14 protein-coding genes and 1 pseudogene are annotated in these 12,863 nt (G+C 63.5%); 7 read left to right on the top strand and 8 right to left on the bottom strand.

Translation table 11 applies throughout. The annotated features are described in order from the left end of the window. The coding region (locus C8N44_RS22075; protein WP_158274129.1) for a class I SAM-dependent methyltransferase at window positions 1–432 on the top strand (432 nt) is incomplete at its 5' end. Window positions 433–443: 11 nt separating this feature from the next. Here C8N44_RS22075 and C8N44_RS23985 read toward each other — a convergent pair. Together C8N44_RS23985 and C8N44_RS23980 are read right to left on the bottom strand one after the other, a co-directional pair. After that, on the bottom strand, window positions 444–836 hold the full coding sequence (locus C8N44_RS23985; protein ID WP_244641185.1) for a glutathione S-transferase family protein: 393 nt from the start codon (window positions 834–836) through the stop codon (window positions 444–446). Beyond that, window positions 837–977, bottom strand: coding sequence for a thioredoxin domain-containing protein (locus C8N44_RS23980; protein ID WP_244641184.1), 141 nt, complete (start codon window positions 975–977; stop codon window positions 837–839). 307 nt (window positions 978–1,284) lie between these two features. On the opposite strand from C8N44_RS23980, the gene C8N44_RS22065 reads away from it, so the two are divergent. Then, a complete protein-coding gene (locus C8N44_RS22065; RefSeq protein WP_342587795.1) occupies window positions 1,285–1,989 on the top strand; it encodes a GntR family transcriptional regulator in 705 nt (234 codons plus the stop codon). Between the two features lie 40 nt (window positions 1,990–2,029). On the opposite strand, the gene C8N44_RS22060 is transcribed toward C8N44_RS22065, so the two are convergent. The 4 genes from C8N44_RS22060 to C8N44_RS23975 form a co-directional block, all read right to left on the bottom strand. Beyond that, complete coding sequence (locus C8N44_RS22060; RefSeq protein ID WP_107978890.1) at window positions 2,030–3,349, bottom strand: TRAP transporter large permease; 1,320 nt, start codon at window positions 3,347–3,349, stop codon at window positions 2,030–2,032. Beyond that, window positions 3,346–3,960 carry a TRAP transporter small permease subunit gene (locus tag C8N44_RS22055; protein WP_107978889.1) on the bottom strand — a complete coding sequence of 205 codons (615 nt, stop codon included), beginning with the start codon at window positions 3,958–3,960 and terminating at the stop codon, window positions 3,346–3,348. The genes C8N44_RS22060 and C8N44_RS22055 overlap by 4 nt, the downstream gene beginning before the upstream one ends. A 98-nt stretch (window positions 3,961–4,058) precedes the next feature. Next, window positions 4,059–5,162: a TRAP transporter substrate-binding protein gene (locus C8N44_RS22050; protein WP_107978888.1), complete on the bottom strand. Its 1,104-nt coding sequence runs from the start codon at window positions 5,160–5,162 to the stop codon at window positions 4,059–4,061. An 89-nt stretch (window positions 5,163–5,251) separates the two neighbouring features. Continuing rightward, a complete protein-coding gene (locus tag C8N44_RS23975) occupies window positions 5,252–5,929 on the bottom strand; it encodes an amidase family protein (protein WP_244641182.1) in 678 nt (225 codons plus the stop codon). A 24-nt stretch (window positions 5,930–5,953) separates the two neighbouring features. Here C8N44_RS23975 and C8N44_RS22040 point away from each other — a divergent pair. Then, a pseudogene (locus C8N44_RS22040) lies at window positions 5,954–6,772 on the top strand (TonB-dependent receptor); the annotation flags it as partial. A gap of 48 nt (window positions 6,773–6,820) precedes the next feature. Here C8N44_RS22040 and C8N44_RS22035 read toward each other — a convergent pair. After that, window positions 6,821–7,708 (bottom strand): helix-turn-helix domain-containing protein, encoded by an 888-nt coding sequence (locus C8N44_RS22035; protein WP_244641186.1) that lies wholly within the window; start codon window positions 7,706–7,708, stop codon window positions 6,821–6,823. A gap of 428 nt (window positions 7,709–8,136) precedes the next feature. Next, window positions 8,137–8,667, bottom strand: coding sequence for an Lrp/AsnC family transcriptional regulator (locus C8N44_RS22030; RefSeq protein ID WP_107978886.1), 531 nt, complete (start codon window positions 8,665–8,667; stop codon window positions 8,137–8,139). A gap of 274 nt (window positions 8,668–8,941) precedes the next feature. Here C8N44_RS22030 and C8N44_RS22025 point away from each other — a divergent pair, with 274 nt between their 5' ends. Genes C8N44_RS22025 through C8N44_RS22010 form a run of 4 tightly spaced genes read left to right on the top strand, consistent with a single transcriptional unit; the run spans window position 8,942 to window position 12,750 of the window. Beyond that, complete coding sequence (locus C8N44_RS22025) at window positions 8,942–9,976, top strand: ABC transporter substrate-binding protein (protein ID WP_158274128.1); 1,035 nt, start codon at window positions 8,942–8,944, stop codon at window positions 9,974–9,976. Window positions 9,977–10,004: 28 nt separating this feature from the next. Beyond that, window positions 10,005–11,072, top strand: coding sequence for an ABC transporter ATP-binding protein (locus C8N44_RS22020; RefSeq protein ID WP_107978884.1), 1,068 nt, complete (start codon window positions 10,005–10,007; stop codon window positions 11,070–11,072). Then, window positions 11,069–11,938, top strand: coding sequence for an ABC transporter permease (locus C8N44_RS22015; protein ID WP_107978883.1), 870 nt, complete (start codon window positions 11,069–11,071; stop codon window positions 11,936–11,938). Before C8N44_RS22020 ends, C8N44_RS22015 begins: the two co-directional genes overlap by 4 nt. Beyond that, window positions 11,935–12,750 carry an ABC transporter permease gene (locus C8N44_RS22010; protein WP_107978882.1) on the top strand — a complete coding sequence of 272 codons (816 nt, stop codon included), beginning with the start codon at window positions 11,935–11,937 and terminating at the stop codon, window positions 12,748–12,750. Before C8N44_RS22015 ends, C8N44_RS22010 begins: the two co-directional genes overlap by 4 nt. Window positions 12,751–12,863 lie beyond the last annotated feature (113 nt).

Genomic DNA, 12,863 nt, shown 5'->3' with positions numbered 1-12,863 from the left:
GTGAAGCGTACCTGGGAGGCGCTCGACGACGCAGAACGCGTAGGGCAGCTTTTCAACCTGCGCTCGGTCGGCTTCGACACCGAGGAGATCGCGCGGCGGCGTCTTCCGGAGCCGCAGGTGACCTTCGCCCGTGCCGAGCTCCCGCAAGGCTGGCCTGCGGGTCACTTCGATCTCACCGTCTTCTCCGAGGTCCTTTATTACTTCACGCGTGCCGAGATCGACGAACTCGCGGGGCGCGCAGAGCAATCGTTGCGCCCGGGCGGTCAAATCCTTCTCGTGAACTGGCTCGGCGAGACGGGCGAGCCGCTTTCGGGGCGCGAGGCCGCCGAGCTCTTTCTCGGCGCATGCTGCGAGAGCGTGCCAGTGTCCCGGCCGCAGGCCGGGGCCCCCTATCGCGTCGATCTGCTCACACGAACGCACCGGACGTCCTAGCGATTAATCGGTCAACGGCCGCGCTTCCCGGGCAGGGCCCAACGTCCGCTTTCTTCAGCTCCGGGCAAATCATTTTCACCTGAGGCCAAGGTCGGTCTCCGCCCTACCTGTTTTAGCAGGCGGCGGGTTTCATTCACGTAGCGGTCGATGGCATAGGGCACCTCGTCGCCGCTCGGCTTGGCGATCCGCTGGAAAAACATCGCCTGCCCCATCATGGGGCCGATCCCGCCCATCTGAAACATCAGCCATTGCAGCGTCTCCGAGCGCTCCTTGGGGTCGTGGCGTAGGAAGCGGTCATACTTCTCGGCGAGATACCACAGGATCGCGCCGCTCTCGAACACTGCGAAGTCGTCCGCGCCGCGATCCACGATGGTCGGAATGCGGCCGTTCGGATTCAGGCGCATTTAGTCCGGCGTCTTCTGCTCCTTCTCGCCGAAATTGATCGGAACCAGTTCGTAGTCGATCTGGGCCTTATGGAGGAAGATCAGGGGTTTCCAGCCGTTCATGGTATTGGCAGCGTAAAGGACGATATCAGGCCGCGTCATTGGTGAGCTCCCCGAAGGTCGTGCCAAGATGGGCGTCGGAGAACCCTTTGAGGCGTGCCGATCACGGCACTGAAGGCCACCGCCGCATCAATCAGGCTCGCCGCGGCGACTATGCCTGCCGGAGTCTAGCGGCATGCCCTTGCGGAAAAAGCCAGACTAGGACGACGCCAGCGGAGACCACGGCAAGTGCTACTGCGCTCACCGGCTTGGCCTGCCCCTTGTGCGCTAGGTTCCGGGCAAAAGCGATCCTCGACGAAACCCGGTGACAGGCAATCGAGCATAGATTCCCGCGAAAAAATAATTAATTATGCAAAACACAGGAATGAAGGAGAAAGGTGCGGGAGCCTTGGGACGCCGGTCTTTGCACGAGGAAATCACCTCGGAAATCCGCGAAATGATCCTCGAGGGAGCGCTTCGGCCCGGGGCGAAAGTGCCTGAGAAGGAACTCGCCGAGCAACTTGAGGTTTCGCGCACGCCCCTGCGAGAAGCGCTGAAGGCGCTCTCCGTCGAGGGACTAGTGACGCTCGTCGCAAACCGCGGCGCGACCATCTCTGTCGTCACACGCGAGCAGTTCGAAGAGCTTCTGCCTGTCATGGCCGTGCTCGAACAGCTGGGCGGTGAGAGCCTCTGCTCCGTACTTGCGACAAGCGACCGGCGCACCGAAATTCTCGACGACCTCGAAGCGCTGCATGCCGAAATCATCACCGGCTTCGAGGAGCGCGACGACGTGCGCTACCGCAAGGCAAACAAGGATTTCCACGAAAGGCTGATCCGGCACGGCGGCAATACCTGCCTGCTCGAAATCTACGGGCACGTGCTGGCCCGCATGCACATGGGCCGCTTCTTGCTTCAAAAGACCGAGGAGTCCTGGCGGCAGGCGGCGCAGGATCACGAGAAGATCATGCAGGCCATCCGCGAATGCGACGGCCCCCGTACCGGAATCCTTCTGCGCCGCCATGCAGAAGGGACGGTGCGCAACGTTGTGCTGCGTGCGCTGGAACAGCAGACCTAGGTCGCTCCGGCCCCACCGAGAAGGCGGGGCCGAGAAACGTTCAGTCGAACATCACGCGCGGCAGCCAGAGCGCGATTTCCGGGAAAGCCAAGACGAGCAGCAACGCGACCACTTGCAGCGCCACGAACTGGAACATGCCGCTGTAGATCTGCTTGAGGCTCCACTGTGGCGCTACCGCCTTCAGGTAGTAGGCCGCCATCGCCACGGGTGGCGAGAGGAAGGCAGTCTGCAGGTTCACAGCGACCAGCGCGCTGATCCACAGCAGGTCGAGGTCCGCCTGCTGCACGATGGGCAGGAAGATCGGCAGGAAGATGAAGACGATCGGCGCCCATTCCAGCGGCCAGCCCAAAAGAAAGACCACGACCATGAGCGCCAGCACCACGCCCATCGGCGGCAGGTCCCACGCGACCAGCGTGTTTGCGATCCACGGCCCTGTGCCGAGGCGATTGAAGACCGCGCCAAACATGTTCGAGGCGAGCAACAGGAAGAGTATCATGCTCGTGACAATTACGGTCTGGTACAGCGCCGTCTGCAGACGCGGCAGGGTGAAGCGTCCGTAGAAGATCGTCAGTAGCAGCGCGCCCGCGGCCCCCATACCCGCCCCTTCTGTCGGGGTCGCGACACCGGTGAGGATGCTGCCCAGCGTGGCGCCGATAAGGATCAGCATCGGCGTCATGCCGAAGGCCAGCTCGCGTAGCGCGACCATCCAGCTCGAGGGGCGCTCGGCTTCCGGCAGGGCGGGACCGAGCTCGGGTTTCAGCCAGCAGCGGATCAGCGTGTAGCCGAGGAACAGCACCGTGATCAGAAGGCCGGGCAGGATGCAGGCGGCGAAGAGCTTGGGGATCGAGACGTCCACCACGGGCCCCAGCACCACCAGCATGACGGAGGGCGGGATCAGGATGCCGAGGGTGCCGCCAGCCGTGATCGTGCCCGCCGAAAGCGCGGGGTCGTAGTTCGACTTCGTCATGACCGGCGCGGCCAGCATGCCGATCAGCGTCACCGAGGCACCGATGATGCCGGTCGCGGTCGCGAAGATGGTCGAAGTCAGCAGCACGCCGATGTAAAGTGCGCCCGGCACGCGGGCCAGAGTGAACTGGAAGCCACGGAAGAGCCGCTCCATGATCCCCGCCTGTTCGAGGATGTAGCCCATGAAGACGAATAGCGGCACCGCTGCAAGCGTCTCGGTGCTCATGACGCCCCAAGCCTGATAGACCATGAGGTTAAAGGCGAGATCGCCCAACCCGATGTATCCGAAGAAGACGGTCAGCACGATCAGCGTGAAGGCAATAGGAAACCCCGCGAAGATCCCTACGAGAAGCGTCAGAAGCTGGATAAAGCCGAGAACAACGTCGAAGGTCATGCGGTGTCTCCGGTCTTGAACTGGAAGAAGGCCTTGATGACTTCGGAGACGCCCTGGATCATCAGGAACAGTGCGGTCACCGGGATCACCGCCCGGTATGGCCAGAGTATCGGACGCCAGAAACTCGCAGCGGCCCGCTCGGAAATCAGGAAAGAATCGACTGCCTTTTCGAGACCCGCCCAGAGAAAGAAAACCATGCCTGGGAAGAACAGCAGTACGTAGAAGGAAATGTCGACCGCCGCCTGGGTGCGCGGCGACCAGTCCTTGAAGAATAGGTCGGTGCGGATATGCCCGCCGAAGCGCAGCGTCGTCCCCGCCCCCAGCATGAAGATCGTGCCGTAGAGCATGTAGCTCATGTCGTAGGCCCAGATGCTTGGGCTGTTGAAGGCATAGCGGCGGATCGCCTCCATCACCACGATGGCCACCAGCGCGAGCACCAGCCATGACAGAACGTAGCCGTAGAGATCGGCAAAGCTGTCGATCTTGCGCACGATACCGCGATAGGGCTGCGGGATGTTCGCCAGCGGGGCCTGCCGCATCTTGTCGATGTCGGGCAGGTCCTCGTCTTGCTTCAGCGCGCGCAGAAGTTCGTCGTCGTCTCCGGAAGTCATCGTCTGTCCCTCGGTTGGCCGCGGCCGCTGCCGCTCTGCGATCCGAACAGGCGACCTATCGAGGGCCGCCTGTCCATCGCCTCTCTGGGCGATCGCGCTTATTCGAATCCGAAGTGCTCCAACGCGATGTCTGCCGGCGGATTGATGCGCGCCTTGAGCGGCACGACCCGTTCGGCGAACTCGCGCTGGCTGTCCAGGACCTTGGCAAAGAACTCATCCTCGGCGGCGTAGTTGTCGAGCACGGCGGTCCAGGCCTCGAGCTGCGCCTTCATCACCTCGCGGGGAGTCTCGGCGACTTCGACGCCCATCTCCTCCTCCATGGTCGCGAGCGCCTTGGAGTTCTCGTCCAGACCGCGCCAGTAGAAGTCAGCGGATTCCGCCATGACGCCATACCGCACGATGGCCTTGAGATCGTCGGGCAGTTCGTCCCACTTGGCCTTGTTGACGAAGAAGTTCTGCACAAGACCAAGCTGCAGGTAGCTAGGCATCATGTAGACCTTGCGCACGTCGGGAAGGCCAAGGATCATGTCCGCCTTGGGGCTGAAGTACTCGGCCGTTTCAATAACGCCCTGCTCGAGCGAGGGCACCACCTCCGAGCCTGGCACCGTCACGACGGCCGCGCCCATCTCGCGCATCACGTCGACGGGCAGGCCCGGAGTGCGATACTTGAGCCCTTGCACATCCTCGACCGATGTCACGGCCTCTTCGAACCAGCCGAAGGGCTGCGCTTGCGCTGGACTCAACAGGAACGAGACGGTGTCGTCAAACTGCAGCGTCTCGTTGATATACTCGGCGAAAAGCTCCTTGCCGCCGCCGTATTCCATCCAGCCCATCAGATCGATCGAGGGCATGCCGAAGCCCGGCGCCGAGGCAAAGAGACTGCCCGCCGGGTGCTTGCCGACCCAATAGTCGGCATCGCCGCCAGCGGCGTCGATCACGCCGTCGTCGACCGCGTCGAGGACATCGAAGGCAGGCACGAAGGCACCGCCCGGGCTCACTTCCATCACGAGGCGTCCGCCGGACATTTCCTCGACCATCTCGGCGAGCTTCACGAAGGAAAGGTGCAGGTCGTCACCCGCCGCGTAGGCAGTCTGCACGGTCCACTTGTATTCCTGTGCCGCTGCGGGCAGCGCGGTCACCACCATGGCGGCGCACATAGCCGCGCTTGCTGCTGGCGCGGTAAACGTCGAAATCAATGACATGGTTGATCCTCTCTGTTGTGGCGATGTTGGTCTTGTTGCGGGCATTCTTGGCGATGCCTTGTTCGTTGCGACTGCCAGCGATCCGCAGTTCAGCCGGGACGCACCTCGGCCGCGAGCGGTGCGTAGCGCGCAGCGATCGCGCAAAGCTTGGCGTCCTGCCCGGCCCCGGCATTCAATTGCACCGACCCTTTGAGCCCGTTCTCGGCAGCGGCACTCGGCAGCGCGACCGCGGGAAGCTTCGACAGCGACCAGATGCGGTTCACGAAGGGATCGCCCGTCCACGAGAGCCCCTCGGGCGCGAGCTGGGCCGCCGCCGGCCCCATGATGGCGTCGATCTCGGCGAAGAGCCCCCGTGCCATGAGCCTGAATCTGTCGGCGACCTCCAGCGCCTGGGCATAGGCAAGGTGCGTGATATCCAACGAGACCTCGCAAAACTCGCGCAGCTCGTCCGAAAGCAGGTCAGGGTGCGTCTCAAGCTCCCAACTCAGCGCGCGCGGGATCTCGTAGCCCATGACAACTTTCTGCGCCTCGATCATCTCGAGGAACGGCGCTGCGTCAGGCAGGTCGATCACCGTGTCGCCGGTTGCGCTGATGGCATCGGCCATACGTTCGATCACCGAGCGCGTCGCCGTGTCTGCACCTTCCCAGACCTTGGCGGGCAGCATGGCAATGCGAAGCGGGCGCTCCGGCAACGTGTCAGGGGCCCAGGCCGGAAAACAACTCAGCATGGTCTCGACGGCTGCAACGTCGCGGGCGAATACGCCCACGCTTCCACGAAGGTCGCCTCGCTCTACCTTCAGCAGGAGTTCACCTATGGGAACTTCATCGTGCAGGGCGGCCTGCGCCGCGACCGCATCGACCAGAAGATCACCGACGAACTGGCGGGCGTCACCACCAAGAGCGACGACATCGAAGACACCTATCGCCTCGGCCTGACCTACATGGTCAGCCCGAACCTCTCGGTCTACGGAAGCTACGCCGAATCCGTGGTCCCCGCCTCGCAGCAGGGCAACGAACCCGAACGCGGCGAACAGTACGAGATCGGCGTGAAATACCGCCCCGACAACTTCCGGGGGCTCTTCACCGCGTCGATCTACGACCTGACCAAGTTCAACCAGACCATCACCGACGCCAACACGCTCCTGCCCGTCACGCGCGGCGAATCCCGCGTCCGGGGCCTCGACCTGGAGGCCAAGGCCGAGATCACCGAACAGCTGTCGCTCACGGCCGCCTACTCCTACATGGACAGCGAACTTGTCGAGACAAGCGAGGGCAACAACGACGGCAACGAACTGGCCCACACGCCCGAGCATTCCGGCTCCATCTGGGTCGACTACCTCGTACCCGGCCAGGGCGCCGTCGGCGACCTGAACCTCGGCCTCGGCGCGCGCTACAACGGCGGATACTGGCGGGCGGACAGCAACACCTCCAAGACCGACTCGGCGTGGCTCTGGGACGCCGCCATCGGCTACGAGATCGTCGAAGGCACCGAGATGCGCATGAGCGTCACCAACCTTCTCGACGAGAAGCACGTGGCGCAGGGCGGTTTCTCGACCGACTACTACAACGCCGGCCGCGAAGTGAGCCTCTCGCTCCGCCACAGCTGGTAAGACGCCCCCCCGGCCCGCCACGACGCGGGCCGGACCGGGCGCGACGCCCTAGCGGGTCCGCGCCTCCCGCCGCCAGGCCGAGGGCGTGGTCCCCTCGTAACGGCGGAACACGCGGGTCAGGTGCCCCTGGTCCGAGAAATCGTGCCGCAACGCGATCTCCGCCAGGGTGACATCGCTGCACAGAAGGCACTCCTTCACCATCGCGATCCGCATTTCCTGCTGCCACTGCAAGGGCGTCTTGCCCGTGGATTTCTTGAAGGCGTGGCAGAACCACCCCTCGGACAGCCCCACGACCTGGCTCAGCTCGGCATTGGTCAGCCGCCCCTTATGCTCCGTCACGCGCTGCCTGAGGCGACGCATCTGGCTCGGCGTCAGACCGCCCTGCGCCTTCGCCCGCTCCGGCGCCTCGCTCGGCGGCTCGATCAGCCCCGCGACAAGCGTCACCGCGAGGCTTTCGGCAAAGTGGCGCCCGCGTGTCGGGCTGTCGATCTCCTCGGCCAGGGTCGCGGCGATGACGGCAAGCGCGCCCACGTCCTGAACCTCGACCGGACTCCGCAGCGCCTCTTCGGCGGCCGCCGCGCCCACCATGGGCGACAACCTCTCGAGCAGCCAGTCCCGGCTCAGGTGAAGGTCGAGGTGGGAAAAGACATGGGTGTTCCGGAACTCGGTCCACATCGGCAGCCCCGCCGGCACGAAGAGCGCACGCATCATTGGCCGCCATCGGGCCACGGGCTCGGCCACGTTCTCCGAAAGGACGATCTGCTCCGAGACGTCGTTAAAAAAAAGCATCAGCCTCGGGTCCGGCGAGCGATAGTAACCCCGGGCGCCCACCTCGCCGTGGGCCTCCCAGTGGACGGCGCAGAAGCCGTTGTAGGATTGCCATCGCACCGGCGCCGTACTCCGGATGCCCTCGGTCTGGACGATCATCGAATGCATGAATGCCACGGCAGCTCCTTTCAGCATCGGCAAGACCGGGGCTCTGGCTGACGGTGACGCGGATCACCGGCGGGCTGGCACGAAACGGTATCGGGAAGCGCCACGCTTCGGCGAGGCTCTATCGCAGAGCCGTCCAGGACAATCAAGCTGAGCAGCGGAAGGGGCGCAAGCCCCTCGGGTGCAGCGCGCGACCACATGGCGTTGCCGGATCTCGTCCAAGGGCCTCGTCCCATGCTGCGGGAAGACGCAGGCCTTCGGCTTGGCGTTGATGGTGTGACCACCCCCCCGACGGCATCGATGTGCCAAGGTGGGTCTACCACGATCCACAAAGGAGGGCGGTCACACGACCAAAACCGGTCAGACCCCAACTTGCTCCGCCGCTGATGTTTCGCGATGGCTGTCGCGCTACGCGTTTCCAAGCACGCCCTTCAAAGCAGATGGCCACTGATCCTGCGCCGGACAAGGTCCTCGATTCCGAGATGCGTCTGCTTGATGCGCTTGGTGATGACATAGGTGAAATAGCGCTTTATCCCGATATCGGAGTCGAGCAGCCGATCGAGGAGCGTCTGGTAGTCGCTGATGCGCAGGGCCCAGACCGTCAGCGAATAGTCGACGCCACCTCCCAGCGCGAAGCACTCCATGATCATGTCCTCGTCCATGATCCGGCGTTCGAACCGGGTGAAGTCGGAGGACCGGTGCGATTCCAACATGACGTGGACCTGAATGAGCTGTGGGTCGCCCAGCTGCAATAGGTCGATGCGCGCCTGATACGCGGAGATGACGCCGGACCGTTCGAGTCTCTGCATGCGTTCGAAGCATGCGCTGGCCGACAGGTTGATCTCCCCGGCGAGGCGAGACTTGCTGATGCGTCCGTCGGCTTGGAGGATCGCGAGCATACGGACATCTACCTCGTCGAGTTCGATCGCGCCGAAACTGTGGCGTCTCTGTCTCTGTTGCATGGGTTTCTTCCTTCAAGGGTCTTCAGCCTGTAAGCCAAATTTTGGGCGAAAAGAGAATAGGCTACGGACTTTCATCGGATATGCCGAATTCAAGGCGTAAAAAATTCTGCAAACAAGCTTATCTTCCGACGCACATTAGGTTGTAAACAGATCAGGTTACAGGTGGCCACAACGCGGACTGTGACGGATCGATCTTCCTCATGTCCGGATGGCCGGCCGTTTCCGGCAAACCGGAAGGCGGCACTCAAAAAGAGCGATCAGGGAGCAAAGATCGATGAAACGCACAGCAATGCTGCTTTCCACGACCCTCGCGATGACGGGCTTTGCCGTCTCTGCGCCGGCTCAAACCTTGTATGTCGCCGGCAACGGAGGCTCGCAGGAGGAACTGATGAAGGCCGAGATCTTCCCGGCCTTCACCGAACAGACCGGGATTGAGGTGGTCTACTCCGCGGGCAATTCCGCCGCCGTCCTGGCCAAGCTGCTCGCGCAGCAGGACAACCAGCAGACCGACATCGCGATGATGAACACTGGTCCCATGAGCCAGGCGATCCAGCTTGGCCTCTGCCGCGAGCTCGACATCTCCGAGCACGAAGAGAACATCCACGACTTCGCGAAGTTCGATGACAATCATGCCGTCGGCTTCGGCGTGGTCGGGCTGGGCGTCGCCTACGCGACGGAGGTCTTCGAGGAGAGCGGTTGGGACGTACCGACATCGTGGACCGCGCTCGAGGATCCGAAGTTCGAAGGCAAGATGGTCTTCCAACCGCTCAACAACACCAACGGTCTGCTCGCGCTCATCAAGGTGGCCGAGATCAACGGCGGCGGCGTCGAGAACCTCGACCCCGGCTTCGAGGTCATGGAAGAGAGCATCGCCCCGAACGTGCTGAGCTTCGAACCTTCCTCGGCGCGTCTCGCCGAGATGTACCAGAACGGCGAGGTCGTGATCTCGGTCTGGTCCTCGACGCAGGTGAAGGTGCTAGCGGAATCCGGTTTCCCGATCGAGCTCGTCTACCCCGAAGAGGGCGCGATGATCATCTCGAACGACGTCTGCGCCGTGACCACCGAAGAGATGAAGCCCGAAGCGATGGAATTCGTCAACTTCCTGATCTCCCCCGAGATCCAGGAGATCCTCGCCAAGAACCTCGGCTTCGGCCCTACCAACGCGCTGGCGGAACTGACCGAGGAAGAAGCGCAGGGCGTGCCCTACGGGTCGGATGCGGTCAGCAAGCTCCAGAGCATCGACTGGGACGTGGTCAACGCCAGCCGTGAAGACTGGGATCGTCGCTGGGTCCGCGAGATCGAGCGCTGAAGCAGTTGGAAGAAGGCACTGTCTGTCGATGACACCCGAAGACGCTAACGGACACCAAAGGTCCCCGCTGGTCCGCATATCCGGGCTGACCAAGCGGTACGGCAACACCACCGTCGTCGACCGACTGAAGCTGGACGTCGGGCAGGGAGAATTCGTCTCCCTGCTCGGCCCCTCCGGCTGCGGCAAGACGACGACGCTGCAGATGATCGGCGGCTTCGTTCGCCCCGACGGCGGCAAGATCGAACTCGCCGGCCGCGACCTGACCTCGGTCGCTGCCAGCAAGCGGGGGCTGGGGATCGTGTTTCAATCCTACGCGCTTTTCCCCCACATGACCGCGGCCGAGAATGTCGCCTACGGGCTCGAGGTGCGGAACGTGTCGCGCAGTGAACGGGCCGAGCAGGTGAAGGCGGCATTGGACCTGGTTGGGCTTGCGCCCTATGGCGACCGCTATCCGAGGGCGATGTCCGGGGGGCAGCAGCAACGGGTCGCGCTGGCGCGGGCGCTCGTCATCAAGCCGCGTGTCTTGCTGCTTGATGAGCCCTTGTCGAACCTCGATGCCAGCCTCCGCGAGGAGATGCAGGTCGAACTGCGGCGGATCCAACAGACAACGGGGACGACCACGATCCTCGTCACGCACGACCAGACCGAGGCGATGGCGCTGTCGGACCGCATCGTGCTCATGCGCTCGGGCCAGATCGAGCAGATCGGCGCCCCAGAGCACGTCTATGACCACCCCGATACGCGCTTCGTTGCCAACTTCCTCGGAAAGACCAACCTGTTCCAGGGCGATGTCGGGCAGTCGAAGATGCGGCTGGGCAATCTGTCGTGGGCTACACCGGACGCGACGCCGGACGGGCCGGTGACGATCGCCGTCCGGCCCGAGAAGATCGCGCTCGCAGACGATGGGCTTCCTGCGAAGGTCAGCGCCCGCACCTTCCAGGGCGGGCAATGGCTGCTCGATCTCGACACACCGCATGGGCCGGTGCTGATGCAGCGCCAGAATGTCGGGGCACGTCCCCCGACCGTGGGCGAAAGGGTCTGCCTGACCTGGAGCCGGGACGACATGCACCTGATCCGTGAAGAGGCAGCGCGATGAAGGCCCTGCTGCGACGCCTCGACCCCGTGCCGGTCCTGTTGTCCCTTCCGGCGGGCCTGCTGCTGGGCCTGTTCCTCTTGATCCCCCTTGCAGCGACGGCGATCCTGTCACTGCAGGCCTTCAGCCTCTACACTGGCATCCAATCCGTCTTCAATCTCGACAACTACGTCGAGATCTTCTCGGACGGGTACTTCGGCGAGATCTTCCTGAGGACGGCCCGCACCGCGGCACTGACCACCGTTCTGACCATCCTGATCGGCGCGCCCGAGGCGGTGATCCTGATGCGGATGAAGGCGCCATGGCGCGGCATCTTCCTGCTCGTGGCGCTGGGTCCGCTGCTCATCTCGGTGGTCTCGAGGACGCTCGGCTGGGCGCTGCTGTTCGGCTCCACCGGGATCATCAACGACGTCCTTATCGGCCTTGGCCTGATCGCCGCGCCGCTGCAGTTCATGTACACCGAAACGGGTGTCGTGATCGCGCTGGCGCACGTGCTGCTGCCCTTCATGATCATCTCGGTGATGACGACGCTGCAGCGTCTGAACCCGCTGGTCGAGAGCGCGTCCTATTCTCTTGGCGCGAGCGGCTTCACGACGTTCCGGCGGGTGATCCTGCCGCAGGTCCTCCCCGGGATCTTCGCGGGGTCGATCATCGTCTTTGCCATGGCTGCCTCGGCCTTCGCGACGCCCCAGATCATCGGCGGCCGCAGGCTCAAGGTCGTCGCGACGCTGGTCTACGACGAATACCTCTTCTCGCTGAACTGGCCGCTGGGCGCGGCACTTGCGCTGCTGCTCTTCGTGATCGTCATCATCGTGGCGGTGGGCTTCAACCAATTAGCCGAGCGCCGCTTCCGGAGGCTGTACGGATGAGCAGTAGCAACGGTTTCTGGTCGCTCGCATTCCACACGCTCTTCGTCATCTTCGTGATGGCCCCGATCGTGGTGGTCTGCTTCATGGCCTTCACCCCCGAAGGCTACCTGTCGATGCCCACCAACGGTGTTTCGCTGCGCTGGTTCGAGGCGCTGCTGAACAACAAGGAATTCGTCGGCAGTTTCCGGATCAGCCTTGCGCTCGGTGCGGCCTCGGCCACGGTCGCGGCGCTGATCTCGATCCCGGCCGCGATGGCCATCGTGCGGTACGACTTTCCCGGGCGCACGGCCTTCCTCACGCTGTGCATGTCGCCTTTGATGGTGCCGTCGATCGTGCTGGGCGTGGCTTTCCTGCGGTTCTTCTCGCAGATCGGGATGAGCGGCACGCTGGTCGGGCTGACGATCAGCCACGTCATCCTGATCGTGCCCTACGTGCTGCGCACCATCATGAACTCGCTCGGTTCGCTCGACTCCGCGCTCGATCATGCGGCGGCCTCGCTCGGCTCCTCGGCGTGGCGGACCTTCCGGCGGGTGACGCTGCCGCTGACCCTTCCGGGGATCCTTAGTGGCTGGGTACTCGCCTTCATCACGAGCTTCGACGAGGTGACGATGACGATCTTCATCTCGGGCCCCGGTACGACAACGCTTCCCGTCAGGCTGATGCTCTACATCGAGGACAGCATCGATCCTCTGGTCGCGGCCGTGTCAACGGTACTGATCGTCATGGCGCTGGTTGTCATGCTGATCCTCGACAGGCTCTTCGGTCTCGATCGCATGCTCATCGGCCGCTCCCCGTCCGACCCGGACCGGTGATGCGGACCACACACGAATGGAAAGGCAAGATACAATGAAACTGCTCGTAAAGTCCGGCCCGGAAGAGGCCTTCCCGGAATGGCAGCGCCACTTCAGCGACGCCTATCCCGAGC

Origin of the sequence: Allosediminivita pacifica (assembly GCF_003054175.1) — a bacterium.
Lineage (GTDB): Bacteria > Pseudomonadota > Alphaproteobacteria > Rhodobacterales > Rhodobacteraceae > Allosediminivita > Allosediminivita pacifica.
The sequence above is the reverse complement of the archived record's forward strand: the minus strand, read 5'-3'. Positions and strand labels throughout refer to the sequence as shown.